We start from the raw sequence: 21,294 nt of genomic DNA on the forward strand, positions 1-21,294 counted from the left end.
AATTATTTTTTAGTTATAGGGTTTGTTTTTTTGGGAAAATGATGGGTTTTAGTTTATATTCAGGAGATTTTTAGATTAACGAATAGGAGGTAGGTGTGATCCCTCATTTGATATAGCATTGGATGGCTTCGTTATTTTTTGAATCATGATAAATAGATAATATCCGCAACTGTTTCGCAATGTATTCCATATAGAACAAATAGCGCAAGTGTTGCGGGAAGCAAAACGTTGGCAGCAAGCGTAAAACGACACGACACCGCAGACATTGACACGAAAAAGAGAAACAAATTTTGACAGGTGAGCAACGACATACAGACCATATTGTAAACGGACAACGAGTAAGCCGACACTCATTGCCTACCCTTCTGTGTTTTAATTTTATTCCCCACCGCACAAAAAAATTTGAAATTCTATGCCAGCCCGCAAACGGCACACTTGGCTTTACCCTGTCCACGAGCCAACCCTTCAGCAAAGTCAAAAGAGCCGTTTCTTACCAACGCACTGATAAAAAACCATATTTGGGACAATTAAATTATTTGGAGGGGAAATGAGATTAGCAGCGGTTTACATAGAAGACCATGAATACATATTCAAAGAGCCACAGACAATAAACTTTGGCGGTCAATACTTTTATGAATTTGAGAATGTAGATAATAACATCATTGTCAGACGAACATTAAACGAAAAATTCATTATCGATTTTTTCAATCTTACAGAATTACAAAGCAAAGTAACTAATCTAAATGCCATTGTTGGGCAAAACGGAGCAGGTAAATCAACGTTACTGGACGTTATTAGAAGTGAATTTATTGAGCATAAATATGCTTTACCTCAATCAAATTCATTATTTCTTGTAGAAATAGATGGAAAGCACCCTCTTATTCTAAGAAATGACTTCAAGAAAGTTTTTCTTCATGAAACAACACCTCAAAACACCTATCAAATTGAATTAAAAAAAGGGGTGACCAAAAAATCTCAAACGATTTTTTATTCTCCTCACTACGACTACAAATACAATCCAAACTTTGACGATGTCGATAATCATGATATATCATTCGATAAGATTGTAGAAGAAGATTTAAAAGAATTTCGGGAAAAAGACACCAACGAAAATGGCAGGCCATACTCAGCTTCACAAGAGTTGCTTTTCAAAAATTCTATTCGTCAAATTACTTTCTTAAGTTCTGATTTAGTTCGCAAACAAATCTTTAATGACTTGTTTGAACTTCAAGGCCATTATGAGCCAATATTACATTTTAGAGGTTACAACATAAGGGAGAAAGATTGGAACACGCCATATCAACTCAGACCAATTTTAAAAACTATCGAAGAAAAAGCTGAAAAAGAAAGTTCAGAATGGCATGTATACAGAGATAAAGGTGCAACTGAACCACAAGTTTATCAATACATTTTAAAGCGTAATGTTATCAAATGTATATTATCACTATTAAACCGTCAAATGGAAAGAAGAAATTCTTTCCTTCAAGAAGGATTTTTCCCCTATGATGAATTAAAAGAGCAAATTGAAACAGCATCAGCTTATGATACTCTATTATTATTTGTAAAACACAGTGGTATTAAACTAAAAGCAACAAAACCCCAAAGCATTTTCAGTGAAGGCGTTATAAGAATATTTCTAGAGAAAATATATGCCGCTATAGAAAAAGCAGACAAAGAAGATTCTGTTTCAAATACAACTTTGCAAACATCAACCGAAGATGCAATTGAAATTTTGAAACTTCAAAGACAGTTCCTAAACGAACTGAATAGCTATTATGCAAAATTCTATAAAAATAAGGATGAGTTAACCATTGAAGAAAGAGAGAAAATAGAGGAATTTATCAACTACAGGCCTTTCAAAAGGAGAATGAGTTCAGGCGAAGGGGCCTTGTTGAATTTCTATTCCAGAATTTATAATTTCCTGAACACCAATTTGAAGGAATTAAAATACAGGAAGTTAAGTAACCATTATATCATGTTACTCGATGAAGCAGACCTTACATTTCATATTACATGGAAGAAAAAATATGTAAAAGCACTTTTATCAACTTTGCCATACTTCTTCGATGAACTTGAAAACAAACCAACTCTAGAAATAATTTTCACCACACACGACCCAATTACACTTTCAGACCTTCCTAACGCAAATGTGATATACATTGAACGACTTGATTATAACAGTCCTTCAAAAATCCTTGATTTCAACAATAAGCGGAGACCATTAAAAACGTTTGGAGCTAACATATCAGACTTGATTGCAGATTCATTCTTTATAGAAGACTCTTTAATTGGAAACTTTGCCTTTGACAAGATTCAGGAAACAATAAAATGGCTGAACAGCAAGGGTAATTTTGAAAGTAAAATCTATTACAAAACTGTTATCAAGTTAATTGACGAGCCAATAATCCAACGGAAATTGGCTGAAATGTATGATGACAAAACTAAGGATAACTTTCAGGCTGATGTAATTGACGAACAAATCAAGAAACTTCAAGAACTTAGAAAAAGATTAGGTAAATAATGCTGTATCTCAATCCAAATACACCAAAGTTTATAAAAGCTAAAAGGGCTTTCAATCAAGGAATGCTTGATTTTGTTTTTAAGCGTATTGATACAATCAAAAAATTGGAAGGTGTAAATACAAATCAAATTGAATGCTTCTTTGACCTATACATAAATGAGCATCTTGATGAAATTTTAATTGGAAGACCGACTGTTTTAAATCAAATCAATCAAAGACTAAACGGGACAGTTAAATTATCTAAAAGCCTACTGAAAGGAGTGGAACATGTTTTTAATTATGATTCCTTTATTTACAAGAAGAAAAAAATGTACGATGGCTATAAACTGGCGGAGGATTTAGATGTAAGAACTTGCACATATTGTAACAGAAACTACACAAACACAGTGATATCAAGCAACGGCCAAAAAATAACAAGACCACAATTTGACCATTATTTCGATAAGAGGCAAAATCCTTTACTTGCTATTTCTTTTTACAATTTAATTCCGTCATGCTCAATATGCAATTCAAGTATAAAGGGAACACATAAAATGACCTTGAATGATTATACTCATCCATACCTTGACAACGCATTAGGCGACATTACATTTACTTACAAATATTCACATAAAAGTAAAAATGGCTTAAAGGTAAAAGTCATAACGCCTGACCCATCAAAAGCAAAAAATACAGTTGATGCCTTTGCTATTGAAGAAGTTTACAATTCACATACAGGTGAGTTGTTAGACGTACTAAGGACAAAACAATATTTTTCGGAGAGATACCTAACAATATTAAAATCCAATCTCCTTAAAGACGTTATTGTTTCAAAGGAAGACTTGTATCGAATTGTATTCGGGACAGAATACGATGAAACAAGCTTCATAAACCGACCATTTAGCAAATTTAAAAACGACATATTGAAAGAACTAGGAATAATTTAAGCCCATGCAGCAGTCACACACATACCGCATTCGCACAAGCCAACGCACAGACCAAAAATGCGGTAAGAGTGCTTGCCCCAACCCAAGAAGAATTTCAAAATTTTTTCTCCCCCGCTTTTAGTGGAAAATTAAGACACGCCAGCGCACAACCCGACACAGACAGACAAAAAAGCAAACAGACGATGTCACGTAAAACCCAACCATACAGCGACTTTCAGACACAGTGGACAAGAACGCCAGCTGCCAACAGCGGTTTTGCGTCATGCGGGGTGACGGTGGTAAATTCAAGTGCAGTTTTTCAATTTAACTTTAGTGCTGGGTTGACAGTATTGTGCCCTGAATTCCCGCACGAACGCCAAGCGCCAAAACGTGTGTGTCTTGAATCAGCCCTAGAGGCTGAATGCTTTGAAATGAATGGAAGACTTATGAGAAATCAAAGACTGGCCTTCCGATGGCGACTTGCCGGAGTAGCTATCAAACCACCTTACGCTGCAATTAGTGGAAATACTGTTGTGGTGAACGGCTAAGGAAAAACGGAGACATCGATCCCTGAAGGTGAGTACTGATGGAGGTGAATGTAAATAAACCAGTGACGAAGCCTCGATATGGCAAATTACGATGTGGGAAATGGGTAGTTACGTTGTATCCATCCGACGAACCGCATGTTGTTTAACTGGGATTATTATTTAAGCCTGTATTCTTCCCAGTTAGAGGGTAAAAGCTGATAAAGGTCTTTTCGCTTGTGTCTGTGTATTCTTTCGAAGACATCCCTGAGCCACTCAAATTCATTGACTTTATTCTTTTTGCAGCTGGCCATAAAGGAGTACATGGCGGCTGTCATTTCTGAAGCATCATGGGATCCTGCAAACAGGTAGGCTTTGAGGCCGACTGCAAAAGGTCTCACTGCATTTTCGACAAGGTTGTTTTCGATTTCCATCTGGCCGTGCAAAACATAGGCGCTCAAACCTGTCCATCTCTTATGTGCGTAAGCAACTGCTTTGCCCATCGGACTCTCCGGCCTGTAGCTGTATTTAAAGTATCTGGTCGAACTGGACAGTGCCAGCATTACAAAAGTCTCTTGACGGTCTCAGGCTCTATCTGCCCAAAAAATTCTATACTTACTCCGGATGGATAATTAATACGGACTACAGGATCATTCTTAAAAGAGGATCCGGTCCTAATTTGGGCAAAACCTCTTGATCCCCCTGAAGTAATACCTTCTTCAAACTTTCTGCACCAATAATAAAACGCATTCTTTGATAGATCTTCTCTAATGGCGAATTCAGCCTTTCTGATCCCGGATTCCTGCCACCTAATAAACAGGTTCTGATACGCTTCGTTGCTAATCTTTTTCATAATGCAACATTAGCATCAAATCATTAAATTTGGAATATGGGGTTTATCGGACGGATACCTTGAATTTAAAGATCTTTGATTATAAGACATAAATTAATTATTTTACTTCTCCATCTGTTTCAACTGTACACCCTTATCAGTTTTCCATTCCAAAGGACCGCTAGCTGATCGGGCTAAGATCATAGAGGCAGCTCTTGAGGGTGAACTGGTAATGTAATTTTTTGTTAGTTCATAAAAGTCTCCCATTGGAATAAGCTGTTCAGTGTTGAGCATTTTGCTACGTTCTTCAATGATGCTAGTGGATAAGGACTTTTGTTCAAGAGCTATAAATTGAGCCCCTTGATAAATTAAAAATCCTTCAGTCGAAGGTTTCCCTTTTGCATAGGCACCTGCTCCATTACTACATGTATAAATCTCCTCTTTAAGAGGGTCCTGAACAGTTTCTTCTACAGATTCAAAAATCTTATGTCCTAATGCACTGGTAAGAATTTTTATGTTGGATAGAAATTCTTCTAACTCTGCCTGTTCAGCCTCTGATAATTCAGGACGTGTGGGAATATTCTGAATTACAGCATAACGATTGGAAAGTTGAGCCAACTCATGCAATCTACTTTCTAAATACTTTACGCTGGCCTTATTCAGGTATTTGTCCTTACTACTAAAAAAGATAACTTCGTTCCAAAATTCTTTCTTTGCGATATGGTGTTGCAAACGATCAAATATTACCTCTGCTTCACCTATATAGGATGCATCTTCATTATTTTCTCCCTTTCCTATTAAAATATAAACCCCAGGTTTTTGGAATTCATTTCTCTTGCTGTATTCTTTAACTTTTATCCTCGGCACCTTTACACCTATGCCCGTCCAATTACTGAGTTCTGCAGTTATTAAACCATTTGAAGTACCATCTACTAAAAATAGACGGATTGTTTTTCCGAAATTCATTTAAAAATTAGTTAATTTTTCTGATAGATCTAGAAATAGCATTTATACTTATGATTAAAAATACACCTGAACATAGTAGCCAAAATGAAAATATACCATTATAATAATAGATCAAAGGAGTAATTATAATGAAAATTACAAAAAATATAAATGCAAATTGTAGATTTGATTTATTATAAAAACCTATTTGATAAAAAGGGCCTTCTTGTTTTGTGTTAGACTTTTTTTCAAATATTAATGAAAATCCCGTAAGTGCCATAAATAATGTTGCGATGATCCAAGGATTAAATTTATTTTGATTCATATACAGATCTATTGACCATAACCCAAACCCAATAAATACTACAAGGCCCGTTACAAAAGTGGAGATATCATTCTTTTCATCAATATATTCTATTGTAATTTTTTTCTCAATTGAGTCGGACACTTCTGGTTTAAATAATTCCGTATGCTTTTTTAAAAGATTATAAATCTCTAAATCCAATTTCAATTCTTGTTTTGAGCGTAAACTCGATAAATGATCTTTGCTTTTTTTAATAAGCGCAAAAACACCAGATAATACAATTAAAATTTTTGGTAAAATATCCATATTATTATCGAAAAGAAATTCAAGCCAAGTAGGTGACATATTATTCAAAATTAATATTATCTATCAGCCCCCAATATTCTCTTCAACGTATCCTGCATGGCCACCCTAAATGAATCATCCGTTGCGACCATCCTATACAGATCCAGTTCATTTTTGCGTTGCTTGGCCATGACTTCATTAAAGATTTTGGCGAAGGCTATTTCCCGGTTGATAGTGTCGCCGTTATGGGCGTATTTTTCTTCATAATCAGGGTGGGCCTGGATATGGGTGGCCAAGCTCACAAATTTAACCCGCTGCTCATCCGGTGTGGCATCCCAGCCTTGGAACCACCTCTCATTAAATGCTTTAATAATCAGGTCCAGTGGGTTTTCATCCTTGTCACTTCCATGTGCACCTCTGGGGTTTGGATTTTGCGGCTCAAGTTCTGATTCTGAGTCATCCAATCCAATACTGGCGCTAAGCTTAACCCGTTCCAAGCCATAAGTAGAAAGATCAACCGCATTCATCAAACCATCCAAAGCATCTATCTCAGGATCCTTAATGATCATTTTTGGGATAAGAAATTTGAGGAACCAAAACAACTTTTCCCATTCGATTTTTTCGTAGGGCAGGAGGGAAGCCATTTGCCCATAGACCTTTACAAACTGTTTGGCTTTGATTTTATAATCAATTTTTTCATCTTCCTCAAGTTCCAGTTTAAAGTTAAACCTTTCTTCAGCTACCTGAATGATTGGACTCAAGTTCTCATCCGCACTTAAACCCTCAAAATAATTCTGTGTAAATTTGTCTACTTCAGACCATTCGTATACTCCAATTCCATCCAAATACATTTTAAGATCATGGAGTACATTGACATCTGTAGCTTTGCTTAGGGAAGTGGCCGTATAGAAAGGATCGAAGGCTGTTTTAATATCTTCAACAGAATTGAAGAAGTCCAGCACAAATAAATCTTCCGTTCTTTTTCCAAGACTATTTGCCGATCGGTTCAAACGGGATAATGCCTGTACGGCAAGTACCCCTTGCAGTTTCTTGTCCACGTACATGGTAGACAGTTTGGGCTGATCGAATCCCGTTAGATATTTATTAGCCACTACCAATATTCGGTATTCATCCATATTAAAATATCTGGCAATCCTGTCGCTGATATAACCTGGGTCGGTAGGTTTGCTGCTGTCCAGGTTTGGAGAAAAATTGTTGATATCATCTTCGGTATATTCTATTCCATCCACTTTCTTCTTACCCGAAAATGCGATGGCAATGCGGAAGGGATTTCCTTTGCTTTCGAGCAACTTCTCTATAGCTCTATAATATCGAATGGCAGATTCTATGCTTTGGGTGACGACCATTGCCTTTGCCTTGCCTTTCAGTTTTTTGACATTGACCACATTTTTTATAAAGTGGTCGAGCATTATTTCTGCTTTAGTGGCTATGGTTTCCGGATTTCGCTCTACAAATGCCTTAAGCTTTTTCTGCGCCTTTACTGTGTCAAAAAGTGGATTATCATTGATGGATTTTTCTATTTCATAATAGCTCTTGTATGTAGTATAATTTGACAGCACATCTAAAATAAAACCTTCCTCTATGGCCTGTTTCATGGAATATAGATGGAAAGGCCTAAATGATCCATCTTCCTGTTTGACGCCAAATTTTTCTAAGGTAGCATTTTTTGGTGTTGCTGTAAAAGCCATATAGGATGCATTGTTTCGCATCTTTCTAGACTTCATAGCAGCTAAAATCTTATCCTGGGGCTCTAGCTCCTCGTCAATGTCATGGTTGCTGCTACCCATGGCGCGGTTCATATTGTCAGCCGCTATGCCACTTTGGCTACTGTGGGCTTCATCTATGATTACGGCAAAACGCTTTTCACTCAGATCGGCAATCCCATCTACAATAAATGGAAACTTTTGAATGGTGGTAATAATAATCCGCTTTCCACTTTCCAGAGATTTCTTTAAGTCATTTGCTGAATAGGCTGGGGCAGTAATGTTTTTGACTTCAGAGAATTCCTTGATATTCTCCCTCAACTGCTTGTCCAATAGTCTTCGGTCAGTCACCACAATAACAGAATCAAACAACGGATTCTGTATACCTTTACTGCCTGGTATGCTATCGCTTTCGGGATAGGTTTCGATGAGCTGATAGGCAGCCCAGGTAATGGAATTTGATTTGCCGGAACCTGCAGAATGCTGGATCAGGTAAGTTCTATCCACCCCGTATTTGCTGGCATCTGCTATAATCTTCCTGACTACATCCAATTGGTGATATCTCGGAAAAAACAAAGTCTTTTTATGAAGAGGATCTTTTTCTTTTCCATCAAATCTTACAAAGTGCTGAATGATATTGGCAACGCTCTGTCGGGTCAAAACCTCATCCCAAAGGTAAGATGTTTTGTGACCGAAGGGATTGGGAGGATTACCCTTACCATGATTATGGCCTAAATTAAATGGAAGAAAAAAAGTACTATGCCCATTCAGCCTTGTAGTCATATACACCTCGTCTGTATCTGCCGCAAAATGTACGATGCAGCGTCCAAATTGTAACAAAGGCTGTTTGATGTCTCTTTTCTTGTACTGATTTTGTGCATGTACCCTCGCGTTCTGTCCAGTCCATTGATTCTTCAATTCCACTGTTGCGAAAGGCAAGCCGTTTATAAACAGCACCAAATCTATCTCTTCCAGTGGATTGTCAAGGGAATGTTTTATCTGACGGGTAACGCTGAACTCGTTGCTTTCAAAATTCTTTTTTACCGTTTCACCACTGCTTGCTAGGGGCAAAACATACATCAAGGCAAAATCTGCATCTTCTACCTGTAATCCTTTTTTCAGTACTCTAAGAACTCCATATTTCTTTATCAGCGAGTTTAGACGGTGCAGGATTTTAAGCCTCCAATCACTGTGCTTTTTCAGCTTGGCCAATTCTTCTCCCTGTGTCTCTTCCAAAAAATTCCAGAACCTGTATTCATCTAAGGCGTACTCCGCATTGAAATCCTGTGGTGATCCTATAAAATAACCGTTACCTCCTTTATAAAGACTCTGCCGCTCTTCAGATGAAAAAGAAAAACCCTCGTATTTCAAGTCTTCCAGACAGGTGCCGGTAAGCCGCTTTTCGATGGCGGATTCCAGGGCTTGTTCGTTGGTTAGGCTGGGCATTTTAATAATGAGATTTTTGTGATAAATGAGGAAAGTGAGTCAACAAACTTTTCAAAATCATAACCTTTATTAATTATTTCTTGGGGTATTATACCTCTATAGTCAATAAGGTGAATAGATGTCTCATAATTTTTTTCAGCAACGAGGTTCTCGTTAACTAAGGGTTTGATATCATCCCCTATATTTGTAATGAATTTCGTTAATGGTATGACATCTTCAATTGGTAATTTATATCTATCATTAATACCACTATAATGAGAAATGTCAACTGAACACAAAGCAAATCTGTCATTTTCTTCTACCGCTCGCTGTAATTGTAATTTACTCATAGAAACAGAGCTTTTAGAATTCCAACGAGACTTAACTTCAATGAAATAAATAGGGACTCCATCTAAAGAAATTACTATATCTTGGCCACCCTGAACATCTGAAGTTTCCATTTCTTGGGAGTTGTTAAATGAAACCCTACTTTGAAGTTCAGAGGATAACCTTTGAAGAATTAAATTTTCAATGTTGGTTCCTATTTCATATTTATGTCTAAAGTCTGATTGCTTTTCTAATTCAAGCTGAATGACGTTTTCTGCTTTATCTAAAATTGCTTCAAAATCCTTATTCTGTATAAGAAGTCCCAATTTCTTAAGCTGATGCTCTTTCAATGTCACTATAGAAAATATATCATCCTTAGTATTTTCATTTGTTACAATATCCAACATTAGGTTAGCTTTTTTATCATCTAACCTAGGGAACAATTCAGCATAATACTTTTCTCTAAGCTTAGATATAATCTTTAGGATATCATCTTTGAATGGATGCTCATTAATCTTATAAATATCATTATCAAAGAAGCAATCTTCAATTTGAAGTGCCAGATATTTGTTGGTTATAAAGCGATCTTCATCTACAAACTCATTGAACTGTTTGTATACCAAATGCGATCTAATCTCATCCTTAGTCACTTTATCATATAGGTCCTTTACCTCATCTGAGACATCAATGTCTCTTTTTAAAGTAATGGTAGCTTTTAGCTGATCTATCTGATTAGGATAAATTTCAGCCTCAGAATAAGCCTCTTTTAAGCTGTCCTCATTATTGTTGGCGATTTCTAATAGCAGTGGAATATTACTACTCACCCACTGGTTATTATGGTACTCTATCAGATTAAAAAATACTTTTACCAATATTTTTCTTGATGAACGAATGTCTAGGTTCTCCTCCTGCTCATCAAGGTTTGGCAAATAGATTAGATTATCTTCCAGTCCGTAATACCTGCTAATGATTTTTGCCAGTTTGGCAGGCTTGCTATTCGATTCTAAACTGTTATTTAGCTTACAATAATTTAGCAGAGTAATAAAGAAAGTGTAATCCAGTGTGTTACTTTGATCAAGATTAATATAATTGTAATGTTCCTGATTAAACGGCTGAGGTTTACATATACAATTAGAAGCCTGCATTTCGTCAAGCTTCAATTTTACATTAGTTGAGAAGTCTTTTCTGGTGAACTTCTCAAAGTTAAAATCAAAACGGAAGTCTTCATGCACTAGCCTGTCCATTGAGTGAGGGATTAAAACCTTACCCATTTCAAACAATATTGATGTTAGATCTTTTGGGATTAATAATGTAGAAAGTAAACAGAACTTACCATCCAGATTTGGCAGTAATGTGTAGTCTGCAAAAAAATTCTTCTTCCCCTCTTCTATTAAGTTCTTGTAGTACTTAATTAAGCAGGTTTTATTGAATGCCGAAAGATGCTCTTCTGATATAGCTTCTATGAGATCTTGATGGCTTATGAAATGTACGTCTTTATTTGTCCATTCACTTACAAACCTGCTCCATAAACTAATATTATTTTTGACAGGTATATTGGTATGGAATATAGAAACTAGTTCGTAAATCTCATTAAAAACAAAAGAACTGTTTAATAGATCCTGATCAAAGAAAACTATCTCACTTACAGACTTGAAACCATCAACGGTTTCTACAATTGGTAAGGATTTGAAGTGCTCCGTCCATGTGGCTTGTAGCTCTTCGAAGTATTCATTCAGTAAACCATTATCAGAATTCCTTTTGAAGTTGATCTTGGCATATAATAGTGGGTTAGGTACATTCAGCACTTTATTGTTAAGGAAGTTAAAAATCATCTGAGATGCCTTTTCAACAATTCTCCTATTTTCCTGTTCCTGGTCTTTTACCTGGTCCTTATTGCTCTTTAAGTGTATCCCATCTCTTGGTTCGGTAGGTAAGAACTTATTGCAATTGATTATAAAGTTTAAACCAAATTTTTCTGAACCTACCAGTGGATAGTATAGAAATAACCGTGCAATGCGCTCTGGAAACTCGAACAACTCTAATTGCTCATTGATAGGTAAGATAATTTCTATTTCATCTTCTGTATCAAGAATACTGTATAGGACCTTATTGTATCCGTTCTTAGAAATTATGATCTTGAATAAATTTATGCCATACTCATTTGGTACTGGTTGTTTATTTGTCCGGATAAATGTTGTTTCAGTACCAGACTTGTCAAGTATAGTTACCTTTTTTAGTCTATCGTTAATTGTAAGCACAAGAGGTACATAGTCTTCCAGATCCTGGCTTGACTCTGCTATGTAGTTATGCTCTTGTTCAGTTTCAGGGAGATAAGTAAATGTCGTTCTTGGATCAGAATTAAAAACAATAGCTCCTTCCGTAATAAGTTTATAGACATTGTTTTTCTGTGTTCTTATGTTATTGCTCAATTCCTTCCATTCTTTAGGACTTCTGTCGATAAGGAAGTCTTTTATCTCAAAGAAGGCATTATTTGCTTCCAATATGGAGTTAATAAGGAATTTTCTTCCGAATGTGTGAGTGGTTAAAAAGCCTGTACCATATTTACCAACTTCAGATATATCAGAATCTTCTCCATACTTTCCACTCACCTGCTTTATCAAAGAAATTAGAGCCTTCGTTGTGAATGGTCTTCCATTATGGGTAAAAGAAAAGTTATTATTACTGTAATCTATTAGCACTTCACACTCCTTAGTTAGATCACAGGCATTCTGTACCATTTCCCAAATAGCGCGGTTAGAAGAAAAATTATTGAAGTTTTCAAAACCTCTTATCATCTTATCAGCATGTTGTTTCAAATCGGACAGCTCGGATTCATCTTGTGCTTGTTTTAAAATTTCATCGCGATTAATTTGTATTATTTGATTCATGTAAAAAATTTTTCAGTTTATATTTTATTAATTATTTAACTTACTTTAATCTTTCCTGTCACCGCACTATTGATCAGGCTTACCTTATATTCCTTTAGCTTTTCAATCTCATTTTTTTTACATGATATTACAACCTCCGTTTTTTCAGTCATTAGTTTTAGAAAGCATGCCATTTCTGTTTGTTCCTCTCTAGGTGGATATGGGAACAGGACATTCTTAATTACACTAACAGCAATACCAGGTTGAGCAGCTGATTGTGACAACCTATTGAATTCAGCTTGTTTAATAGTTTCTCCCAACCAATATGTGCTTTGATTTTGTAGGGGGTAAACTACAATTGCATGTTCTGAGGCAAAAAATTTACCTTTTGCATAATTGACATTTCCACATAGTGCACCCTGACGTCCTATTAAAACGTATTCACCTTCATTAGTAAAGGTGGTTGTATAACCTCTGAAACCATTTCCACCAAAAACTGGAAACCCTTCTTCAATAAATTTTTCTGCAGATATTGTTTCTCCACTTTGTAAATAAGCAATATGCTTTAAAGCTTTTACCTCCCAATGCTCCGGTATCTCCCCGATCCATTCCACGCCGCTATCCTTTATGGGTACATCTGGATTTAGGCCACGGGTGACTGCTTGGTGGATGAGGATCTGCCTGCGCTCCTTGAGCAGGACGATCTGCTTTTCCTTGATGGCAATGGCTTTGTCTATCTGGGCAGTCTTGCGGTCAAGGAATTGGGCTATGGCGGTTTGTTCATTTTTGGGTGGAACAAATGTTCTAAATGAAAAGAAATTCTCCTTAGAAATAGTGTTTCTTAAACCTGTATAGAGTGGTTTAAGTCTTTTGTCAGCATCCAGATTCAAATAAAAATAATATAGAAATCCTTTATCGAAATTATCATTCGGTTTCATTACAGTATATGCTCCCGTAATCATTCCATCGTAGTTTGATAGTCCAACTGTTCTTGGAGTTTCCTCAACATCAAACAAGCAAAAGACAAAGTCTCCTTTTTTAACTTCCTGATAAGTATTATACTCAGCCGGAAATTTACCTTGTGGGTTTACCATATCACGTTTAATGAGGCCGTTCAAAGTAAGGGAGAGCAAGACAAAATCTCCTGACTTTTTCCCAACAAGGTTTTTCTTTAAGATAAAAATATATTTGTTAGCTAAAGTGTCCCAATGCTCCGGAATCTCCCCCAACCATTCTACACCTGAATCTTTATATGCTGGGTATTTCGCTACTTTTAATTCTTCTACAGATGCTTCCATTATGCTAGGGATAATATTTCACGGATCAAACCATCACTTTCTTCTTCCAAAGCCAAAATATCTTTACTTACTTCTTCAATACTGCGCAATGGCTTATGACGATAAAAGTATTTATTAAAACTGATCTCATAACCGATTTTGGTCGCATCCATATTAATCCAAGCTTCAGTTACATGCGGCTTTACTTCTCGTAGGAAATAGTCATAAATATTTTCCTTTAGCGATACATTTTCTGTGTCCCGCAAATCGCTTTCTGTTTCATATTCTATATATTCACCTTTCTTACCAGTAGGGTAAAGGCCGTAGTCTGGAAGATGGGCTTCGGTACATCCTAAGTGATCTAATTCCTTTTGCAGTTTATCTCCTCCAAGTTTTTTGATTGCCTTCACCACTTTTTCAGCATTGGCATCATACCAGCTGACAGCATTGAGGATGGCCTTCTTTTGTGCTGCGGAGAGTTTTGACTTTTGCGCTTTCAGTACAGCATCCACTTCGGTTCTAAAAATATTGAAATCCGTGTAGGTTTCGGAGCCAATTGCCTGCATCAAACTGGTAGCAGCTTCCACTAATTCGAGTTGCTTCTGCCAAGTGCTTTTATTTACCAGCGCTTTTGCCTGCTTAGCACTCAAGTTTAGTTCTTGCTTTTCAGCCCAGTCCAGTATTGCTTTTTCATGTTTGGCAAGATGAGTGTACACTTCCTCCCCAAATTCCCCATAAGCCCAATCCATAGGTCCACGCAAGGATTTATCAAAGCGAAGATCAGCAATTCGCTCTGCAGTGAACTGCGCCTTTAAACGTTTAGGGCGTTCTATGGTGACTTTATAATAGCCGAAGTCAGTATTATCAAATAGTTTGGAAGCAATGCCCTCGTCCCCTTCACGCTCAACAGCCTGCATTTCCTCATAAACCTGCACGATTTCACGGATATGTTCAGGAGAAAACTCACAGTTTTTGTTGCCGAGGTTTTTGCGGAGCTTGCGGTAAAGTTGGCCAGCATCGATCAGCTGTACTTTTTCTTTTCGATGAGGAGCTTTGTTGTTACTTAGAATCCAGATATAGGTTGTGATGCCAGTATTGTAGAAAAGGTTGTTTGGCAACTGAACAATTGCTTCCAACCAATCATTTTCTATTATATATCGGCGTATATTGCTTTCACCACCGCCTGCATCGCCTGTAAAAAGACTGGAACCATTATGTACAGAGGCTATACGGGATCCCATGGCACTCTGATGCAAAGGTTTCATCTTGTTAACCATTTCCATCAGAAACAGTAATTGCCCATCAGAGGATCTGGGAGTGGCATCCATGTCCTCTTCATTGCCCCAGTAATCCTTAAGCTTGACAATAAAGCGCGGGTCAATCACATCTTTGCCGTCCTTGATATACTTTTGCTCACTGCTCCAGGACTTGCCATACGGCGGATTGGAGAGCATAAAATTAAAATTCATGCCTGAAAATTCGTCCGTACTAAGAGTCGAGCCAACGCGGATATTTTCGGGGTTGTTGCCCTTAATCATCATATCAGACTTACAGATAGCGTAGGTTTCATCGTTGATCTCTTTACCATAAAGGTGCACGTCACCCATGGCCTTGATGACACCCTCTTCATCTTTGATAAAGTTTTGGGACTCGGTCAGCATACCACCACTCCCACAGGCAGGATCGTAGATTGTAAGTACAGGCGGCAGGTTGTCTTTTACAGGTTCGAAGATGATATGCGTCATCAGGTCGATCACCTCCCTAGGCGTAAAGTGTTCCCCAGCCTCCTCGTTATTTTCCTCATTGAATTTCCTGATCAGTTCCTCGAATACATAACCCATTCCCAGGTTGCTCAGGGCAGGGAGCTTTCGTCCGTCAGGATCTTCCTTATCAAAAGGTGTAAGGTTTATATAGGGAGAGGTGAATTTTTCCAAAACATCCAGCAGCACATCTTTGGAAGCCATGTGGCGCACCTGGCTTTTTAGCTTGAATTTTTCGATGATCTCCTTTACATTGGGACTAAAGCAGTTTAGGTAATCTTCAACATTGGCCTGCAGCATTTGCTGGCTGTTTGATGCGGTGTCAAACAGCCTTTGAAGTGTCCATTCGCTGGTATTATAAAACACATAGCCCGAAGCATCCCGTAGGCCATTTTCATCCCATTCGGTAAACTTTGCCTCATCCCGCTGGAAAGCAAGTTCAGCCAGTACGGCATCTTTGGTAGGTTCCAACAAAGCATCCAGCCTGCGCAATACCACCATGGGCAGGATTACATCCCTGTATTTCCCTCTTACATACACATCTCTGAGACAGTCGTCGGCAATCGACCAGATGAAGGAAACTAATTTATTGTGAACTGATGAAGTCATTCTTAGAATACTGAAAATTTAATTATAAATAAAATTTCTGGTAAAGAGGTCCAGAAAACCTATAACTTAAATAAAAAAAATCATTTAGCCTTATTTTCCATCCCTAAACCTACAGAATATGCGAATAGCTCGCAATACCCTAATCAGGGTAATTTTATTTCTGTCTTTTAAAATACAAATTTAATTATATGAAGATCATTAAATATGGAATGTCAGAGAATATGAGGAGAAGTTATTTTATTGAGCATAGATCAGAATGAAATTTTTGGGTTTATTGGAATGATTAAACCTTGGCTTATCAGTATTAAATAGAATATTGATAAGCCAAAGTTTTTTTATAACTAACTTACCCTTTCCGGCTTTTTTTCCATTCTTGAATTCATATTCTGCTGTTATAAAAATTGAATATGATATTTTTATTGATTTATCAAATAAAAAAAGTTAAATGCAATCAATATTTATATTGGATTGTGGGAGGATGTGTATAGTAACAATATTATCATATATGAAAAGTATGTTGTACGGTTAGAAAAATTTATTTGTATGGTTTACTATTAAAAATACCCCTACAGGGGTATTTCTTCTAAACAAAACTTTTATCAATTTTGGTAAGTAAAATTTTTATAAAAAAGAGGAATGTTCTATGTTCAACAAGATATTATTGAATAGGAGAGGGGCATTGTTTATCATCGGGTTATTAAAAAATAGCTTTGATTCGATTACAAAGAAATTAATGCTTCTTATGGTTTTATTTTTGTTTATCCAAAACGTATCCTTTTCACAAGAGGGAAAAGAAAACCTAACAGAAATAAATTCACAAAAGGTCGATGTAGAATGGGAAAGACCATTTAATTTTTTTGCTGCAGCAGGAGCTTCCTACTTGTTTGGTAACCATTATAGCGTTGCAGTTTCACCTATTGACAATACGATACAATTTGATAAAACTTTTCCAATCATTACTAGATTTTCTCTAGGCCTAGTTTGGAACCCTATCCCCGAAGAAGAAGATGTAAAAACTTTTTTGGATAAACGAAGGAGGGACCAATATTATAAAGTTGCAAGAAAACATTTAGCTGTCGCTTTATTAATAAATGTTTTCCAAATGAGCTATTCCAATGAATTTAATTCATCATCTCCAATTGATGTTGGATTTGGTATAGGTTATCGAAGTTCAAATTTTTTAATTCTTGGAACAGTAGAATTGACCCCAATTAGAACCCCAAGAACTTATTTTGAAAATCAATTTAGGGATAGGAATATGCCTCTAGTTTTATCTGGTTCCACAGAACCAATTAGAACTATAAGTGTTGACGACAATGCTTTATTTATGAATAGAATTTTTCCATCCTTAGGTATTAAAATGGCATATTCATTTACCAAGCAAAAATAAGAGCATTTTACAAATACTTTTAGTAGAATGATGGATATCTGTATCAACATCATGAAATTCCAGTGACGATGAGTCTAAGCCCCTCTTTTCGCTTGGATCCGCAGGATCCACCAAAAGAGTTAAAAAACCAGTCCTACAGTAGATGAAATCCGTGCAACCAATCGCCGCTTTTCGCTATCACACATTTAAGAAAATTTAGAAAAATTACTTGCTATTTAAGACAGTACCTCGACTACCTGCCGGGCTTTATTAAATTAAATCATTATTTCTTAATTCCTTTCGTGCTTCTGCCGTTAAAATAATACTCATGATATTTACTTTCTTTGAATCTTTGAAACCAAGTTCTTTTCTTAAATCTTTAATAAAATTATCTCCATCTTTAAACATATTAAATTTATCTTGATTTCCTTGGCTTTCTATTAACTTAGTATCAAAATCAATGTACTTTTGAATTAATCTATCACTTCCCCAATTCATTAACCCCTTTTTAAATAATAACATTTCCTGTTCCGCTTTTGTGGAAAGACCGTTTTTACCTTTTTTAATATTAAAAAGCATTTCGAAATAAGAATCATAGAAATGTTCAAATACTTTTTGTTTTTCTTTTAAGATATGTAACTCATATTCTCGTTCTCTTGCTTTTTTATTATTAATACTTACTGTTAAAACAGACGTAAAGGCTGCAACAATAACAGCAACAATACCAAGTACTGAGATTTTTAATTGTAAATCGTCAATGTAAAAAATACTCCAAAAAAGCAAGCCAAGAAGAAGAAGGAAAAGAATTATCATCCAAATCTTCGAAAATATATCATTCATTTTTTAGTAATTTAATTGATAGTATTTACTATAATTTAAAAGTTTGTATATGATAGGCTTATTTTATTAAGCATATTTTTAATATAATAATGATCCTAATTATGGTTTACAACAAACGTAAACAGTTTTAGATGTAATCTTGCCAAGTAATAACTAATAAAAATGACTTATCAAGATTGTGTTTAATCATAGTTGGACTTAGCCATACTGGTCAAGCTGAACAGCGCAAGCATTTCAGCAGGTGTTTGATGGTATAAGGGGATACCTGCCCGAATAACACTAAATTGAATCCGGGCAGATCCGCGTGGGAAATGCCTTCTATAAGTTCTATCTCATAAAAAAAACACGTTCTTCGATAGAATTTCTCTACTAGCAAATTCAGATTTGCTGATCTTGGATTCCTGCCACTTGAAAACAGGTTCTGATACGCTTCCTTGCTAATCTTTTTCATAATGCAACATTATCCACTATTTATTAAACCTGAAATATGGATTTAATCGGATGGATACATTTAAACTCATCTTTAAACAATATTTAATTTTTATTTGAAATTGTAAAAAAAATATTTAGAACATATTTAGTAATTAATACTACCCAATATATTGTAATAATTAAAATAATTGTTTGAGGAATGTTTAATTCGAATTCTATCAGAAATTTATTTAATGAAAATAACTCGAAAAAATGGAAAGCCAGTGAGAATGGAGCTAACGCTAAAATAAATATCCCCGTAATTAAAGTACCAATAAAATATAAAATTTTTATCACAAATTGTATTGAATAAATTAAATATAATTCAATATTTTTTTTTAATGTTCTATACATATAAAATGCAATTATTAGACTTTATTAAAATAAGCTTCAGTTGTCAAAAATACATTTCTTCCTCTGACCCATTTATAAGATCTAGGAACAGAACTATCAACTTATGGGAGTTGAAGGTATAGAAAAATGTTATTATAATTTTAGTTTAATCTGTTAGTTTTACCTGATGAAATATTTGTAGTAGATCTCTGGTAAAACAGGATTAAATTCTTTCTTAGGATATAAATTGACTCCATTTGAAATGTTACAGTCTCACGAAGAACCTAGCATGTTCCGAAATACTCTCCTAATTCATTTTCCTGTACAATAAATGGGTTTCCAATTATTCGGGAAATTGTATTCCTTCCATATTTCTTCAAATCGAAGTTTTCCAATCAAGTCATTTTTAACATAAAAGACAGCATAAAACATCTTATAAGCACCGTCTTTTTGGTATCCTTGAACATCAATAATAATCTGTTCAATACATTTAATGATTTTTTGTTCAGAATCTCCATATTTATATTCTATTGCCACCTCTAATTCAGGAACTAATATATCTGGTTTGTATTCTTTCCCTATTTTCCTAAAATTAGAACCAGCTTCATGTGAGTTTAAAAAAGTTGATTTAATTACAGTTTTTACAGCCTTATAAACTTCTGTCTCTTTTAATGGAAATTTCTCTGATTGAGAAATAATATAACCAGTCTGATTTAAAATATTTTCTAAATACCTAAATCCAAATTTTTTATAATTTAAATCATCGGAAACAGAATCGAACTGAGAAAATGGATAGAGAAAAACTCTAATATCACAGATTAACTTACTAGTTTCATGCATCTCTGGTTCAAAATTTATTTGAAACAAATATTCATTCGTAAGTTTATTAAGTATCTCATTTTTAAACATTTCTAAATAAGATGGTAAAATTTGCTTTTCAATAAATACTATAATTAATTTCATTAAACTATTTATCAACTCTGAAAAACGATCTTTATTATTTTCTATACTACGATTATAGTCGACATCATTTTCAAGATGCCTAAGACTAACATCTTCCTCTGATTTAATAATCTGCCAAAATAGATATTCGCCGAATTTAATAGTATCAATAATCTTGGTTTCTAGTGTCTTCATATATGTTTATACGTATGGCTCACGAATTTTTCTATTTGTCCTTCCCATCAATTAAAAATATCTTATTATGATATTGCAAGAGGAGGAAAACATGACTAATCTTAGGCGGGGGGGTCTAGAATTTAAATCTTTATGATATATGATTTAAATGGAATTATCATTTATAGCCTTACCTATTTTATTAAGGCTTTTTACTACATCATCAATTTTTTTTCTTTTTTGATAAAGTAAATGTCTCCTATATTTTAGGTTCATATAAATATCTTCTTTTATTTTTTTTCCTACTGAATCTTTATATATTAAAGTTAATGTAAATGCTTCGTTTTTTTGATGAAATTCTGATGTAGTGTTTATATTAGTTTTAATAGTTTTCCCAGGAGGAAAAAAATTTATCTTTTCCTTAAATACTTCCTTATTAAAAGAAATTTGATCAAATATGTTGAGGTCTGGACTTATTGAAATTTTCACATCCAATGCAGAAGTTTTCCCTATATTTTGTACATAAAAAAAAAGGGTTTCTTCCTCATTATCAAAATCAGCAATTAAATAGGGTCTCGATTCAAGATACGATTCCTTGCGTGCCTTTTGAAGTGACTCATAAGTAAAAACAACAGTAATATAAGTCAAGAGAAACATTCCCATGTTAATAGATATACTAAAGTTGACACCTTCTGTTTCATAAAAGTAAAATGCCAGCAGAAGAATCACAATAGGAATAATAGTAATAATTAAGTATTTAATTTCTTTCATTGTTTAAATTATTAAAACCTAGTTGAAAAATTAACCCCTCTTTTATGAAAATAATTAATTAGTAGTTTATTGTATTAACTATTTGAGAT

16 protein-coding genes are annotated in these 21,294 nt (G+C 35.1%); 4 read left to right on the top strand and 12 right to left on the bottom strand.

What is annotated here, in order from left to right; all coding sequences use genetic code 11:
* The first annotated feature begins 547 nt into the window (after positions 1–547).
* The 3 genes from EL17_RS18935 to EL17_RS18945 all read left to right on the top strand — a co-directional run bounded on the left by EL17_RS18935 (position 548) and on the right by EL17_RS18945 (position 3,974).
* Complete coding sequence (locus tag EL17_RS18935; RefSeq protein ID WP_035077885.1) at positions 548–2,521, top strand: ATP-binding protein; 1,974 nt, start codon at positions 548–550, stop codon at positions 2,519–2,521.
* Positions 2,521–3,447 (top strand): hypothetical protein, encoded by a 927-nt coding sequence (locus EL17_RS18940; protein WP_035077887.1) that lies wholly within the window; start codon positions 2,521–2,523, stop codon positions 3,445–3,447. The genes EL17_RS18935 and EL17_RS18940 overlap by 1 nt, the downstream gene beginning before the upstream one ends.
* A 68-nt stretch (positions 3,448–3,515) precedes the next feature.
* Positions 3,516–3,974, top strand: a complete 459-nt coding sequence (locus tag EL17_RS18945) for a hypothetical protein (protein ID WP_035077890.1) — start codon at positions 3,516–3,518, stop codon at positions 3,972–3,974.
* 155 nt (positions 3,975–4,129) lie between these two features.
* On the opposite strand, the gene EL17_RS18950 is transcribed toward EL17_RS18945, so the two are convergent.
* From EL17_RS18950 to EL17_RS18985, 8 genes are all read right to left on the bottom strand, one after another.
* Positions 4,130–4,513 (bottom strand): IS66 family transposase, encoded by a 384-nt coding sequence (locus EL17_RS18950; RefSeq protein ID WP_051720194.1) that lies wholly within the window; start codon positions 4,511–4,513, stop codon positions 4,130–4,132.
* The gene (gene tnpA / locus EL17_RS18955; RefSeq protein ID WP_035077893.1) at positions 4,513–4,803 is read right to left on the bottom strand and encodes an IS66 family insertion sequence element accessory protein TnpA; all 291 of its coding nucleotides are present in this window, start codon (positions 4,801–4,803) and stop codon (positions 4,513–4,515) included. Before tnpA ends, EL17_RS18950 begins: the two co-directional genes overlap by 1 nt.
* 102 nt (positions 4,804–4,905) lie before the next feature.
* Positions 4,906–5,748, bottom strand: a complete 843-nt coding sequence (locus EL17_RS18960; RefSeq protein WP_035077896.1) for a GIY-YIG nuclease family protein — start codon at positions 5,746–5,748, stop codon at positions 4,906–4,908.
* A gap of 7 nt (positions 5,749–5,755) precedes the next feature.
* Positions 5,756–6,376: a hypothetical protein gene (locus EL17_RS18965; RefSeq protein ID WP_035077899.1), complete on the bottom strand. Its 621-nt coding sequence runs from the start codon at positions 6,374–6,376 to the stop codon at positions 5,756–5,758.
* A gap of 17 nt (positions 6,377–6,393) precedes the next feature.
* On the bottom strand, positions 6,394–9,486 hold the full coding sequence (locus tag EL17_RS18970; protein ID WP_035077901.1) for a type I restriction endonuclease subunit R: 3,093 nt from the start codon (positions 9,484–9,486) through the stop codon (positions 6,394–6,396).
* Positions 9,474–12,680 (bottom strand): sacsin N-terminal ATP-binding-like domain-containing protein, encoded by a 3,207-nt coding sequence (locus tag EL17_RS18975; protein WP_035077903.1) that lies wholly within the window; start codon positions 12,678–12,680, stop codon positions 9,474–9,476. Before EL17_RS18975 ends, EL17_RS18970 begins: the two co-directional genes overlap by 13 nt.
* 35 nt (positions 12,681–12,715) lie before the next feature.
* Positions 12,716–13,957: a restriction endonuclease subunit S gene (locus EL17_RS18980; RefSeq protein WP_035077905.1), complete on the bottom strand. Its 1,242-nt coding sequence runs from the start codon at positions 13,955–13,957 to the stop codon at positions 12,716–12,718.
* On the bottom strand, positions 13,957–16,305 hold the full coding sequence (locus tag EL17_RS18985; protein ID WP_035077908.1) for a type I restriction-modification system subunit M: 2,349 nt from the start codon (positions 16,303–16,305) through the stop codon (positions 13,957–13,959). Before EL17_RS18985 ends, EL17_RS18980 begins: the two co-directional genes overlap by 1 nt.
* A 643-nt stretch (positions 16,306–16,948) precedes the next feature.
* On the opposite strand from EL17_RS18985, the gene EL17_RS18990 reads away from it, so the two are divergent.
* Positions 16,949–17,695 carry a hypothetical protein gene (locus tag EL17_RS18990; protein ID WP_035077911.1) on the top strand — a complete coding sequence of 249 codons (747 nt, stop codon included), beginning with the start codon at positions 16,949–16,951 and terminating at the stop codon, positions 17,693–17,695.
* Between the two features lie 249 nt (positions 17,696–17,944).
* On the opposite strand, the gene EL17_RS18995 is transcribed toward EL17_RS18990, so the two are convergent.
* The 4 genes from EL17_RS18995 to EL17_RS19015 form a co-directional block, all read right to left on the bottom strand.
* The gene (locus tag EL17_RS18995; protein ID WP_035077914.1) at positions 17,945–18,514 is read right to left on the bottom strand and encodes a hypothetical protein; all 570 of its coding nucleotides are present in this window, start codon (positions 18,512–18,514) and stop codon (positions 17,945–17,947) included.
* 211 nt (positions 18,515–18,725) lie between these two features.
* Positions 18,726–18,965: a hypothetical protein gene (locus tag EL17_RS19000; protein WP_035077915.1), complete on the bottom strand. Its 240-nt coding sequence runs from the start codon at positions 18,963–18,965 to the stop codon at positions 18,726–18,728.
* 665 nt (positions 18,966–19,630) lie between these two features.
* Positions 19,631–20,455 (bottom strand): hypothetical protein, encoded by an 825-nt coding sequence (locus EL17_RS22835; protein ID WP_051720196.1) that lies wholly within the window; start codon positions 20,453–20,455, stop codon positions 19,631–19,633.
* 144 nt (positions 20,456–20,599) lie between these two features.
* The gene (locus EL17_RS19015) at positions 20,600–21,205 is read right to left on the bottom strand and encodes a hypothetical protein (protein ID WP_035077921.1); all 606 of its coding nucleotides are present in this window, start codon (positions 21,203–21,205) and stop codon (positions 20,600–20,602) included.
* Between the last annotated feature and the right edge of the window lie 89 nt (positions 21,206–21,294).

Origin of the sequence: Anditalea andensis (assembly GCF_000714815.1) — a bacterium.
Classification (GTDB): Bacteria; Bacteroidota; Bacteroidia; order Cytophagales; family Cyclobacteriaceae; genus Anditalea; species Anditalea andensis.

Coding starts and splice junctions, on each gene's coding strand:
- EL17_RS18940 (WP_035077887.1), top strand. CDS start 2,521: ATGCTGTATCTCAATCCAAATACACCAAAGTTTATAAAAGCTAAAAGG.
- EL17_RS19015 (WP_035077921.1), bottom strand. CDS start 21,205: ATGAAAGAAATTAAATACTTAATTATTACTATTATTCCTATTGTGATT.
- EL17_RS19000 (WP_035077915.1), bottom strand. CDS start 18,965: ATGAAAAAGATTAGCAAGGAAGCGTATCAGAACCTGTTTTCAAGTGGC.
- EL17_RS18965 (WP_035077899.1), bottom strand. CDS start 6,376: ATGTCACCTACTTGGCTTGAATTTCTTTTCGATAATAATATGGATATT.
- EL17_RS18960 (WP_035077896.1), bottom strand. CDS start 5,748: ATGAATTTCGGAAAAACAATCCGTCTATTTTTAGTAGATGGTACTTCA.
- EL17_RS18970 (WP_035077901.1), bottom strand. CDS start 9,486: ATGCCCAGCCTAACCAACGAACAAGCCCTGGAATCCGCCATCGAAAAG.
- EL17_RS18975 (WP_035077903.1), bottom strand. CDS start 12,680: ATGAATCAAATAATACAAATTAATCGCGATGAAATTTTAAAACAAGCA.
- EL17_RS22835 (WP_051720196.1), bottom strand. CDS start 20,455: ATGAAGACACTAGAAACCAAGATTATTGATACTATTAAATTCGGCGAA.
- EL17_RS18935 (WP_035077885.1), top strand. CDS start 548: ATGAGATTAGCAGCGGTTTACATAGAAGACCATGAATACATATTCAAA.
- EL17_RS18950 (WP_051720194.1), bottom strand. CDS start 4,513: ATGCTGGCACTGTCCAGTTCGACCAGATACTTTAAATACAGCTACAGG.
- EL17_RS18995 (WP_035077914.1), bottom strand. CDS start 18,514: ATGAATGATATATTTTCGAAGATTTGGATGATAATTCTTTTCCTTCTT.
- EL17_RS18980 (WP_035077905.1), bottom strand. CDS start 13,957: ATGGAAGCATCTGTAGAAGAATTAAAAGTAGCGAAATACCCAGCATAT.
- EL17_RS18990 (WP_035077911.1), top strand. CDS start 16,949: ATGTTCAACAAGATATTATTGAATAGGAGAGGGGCATTGTTTATCATC.
- tnpA (WP_035077893.1), bottom strand. CDS start 4,803: ATGAAAAAGATTAGCAACGAAGCGTATCAGAACCTGTTTATTAGGTGG.
- EL17_RS18985 (WP_035077908.1), bottom strand. CDS start 16,305: ATGACTTCATCAGTTCACAATAAATTAGTTTCCTTCATCTGGTCGATT.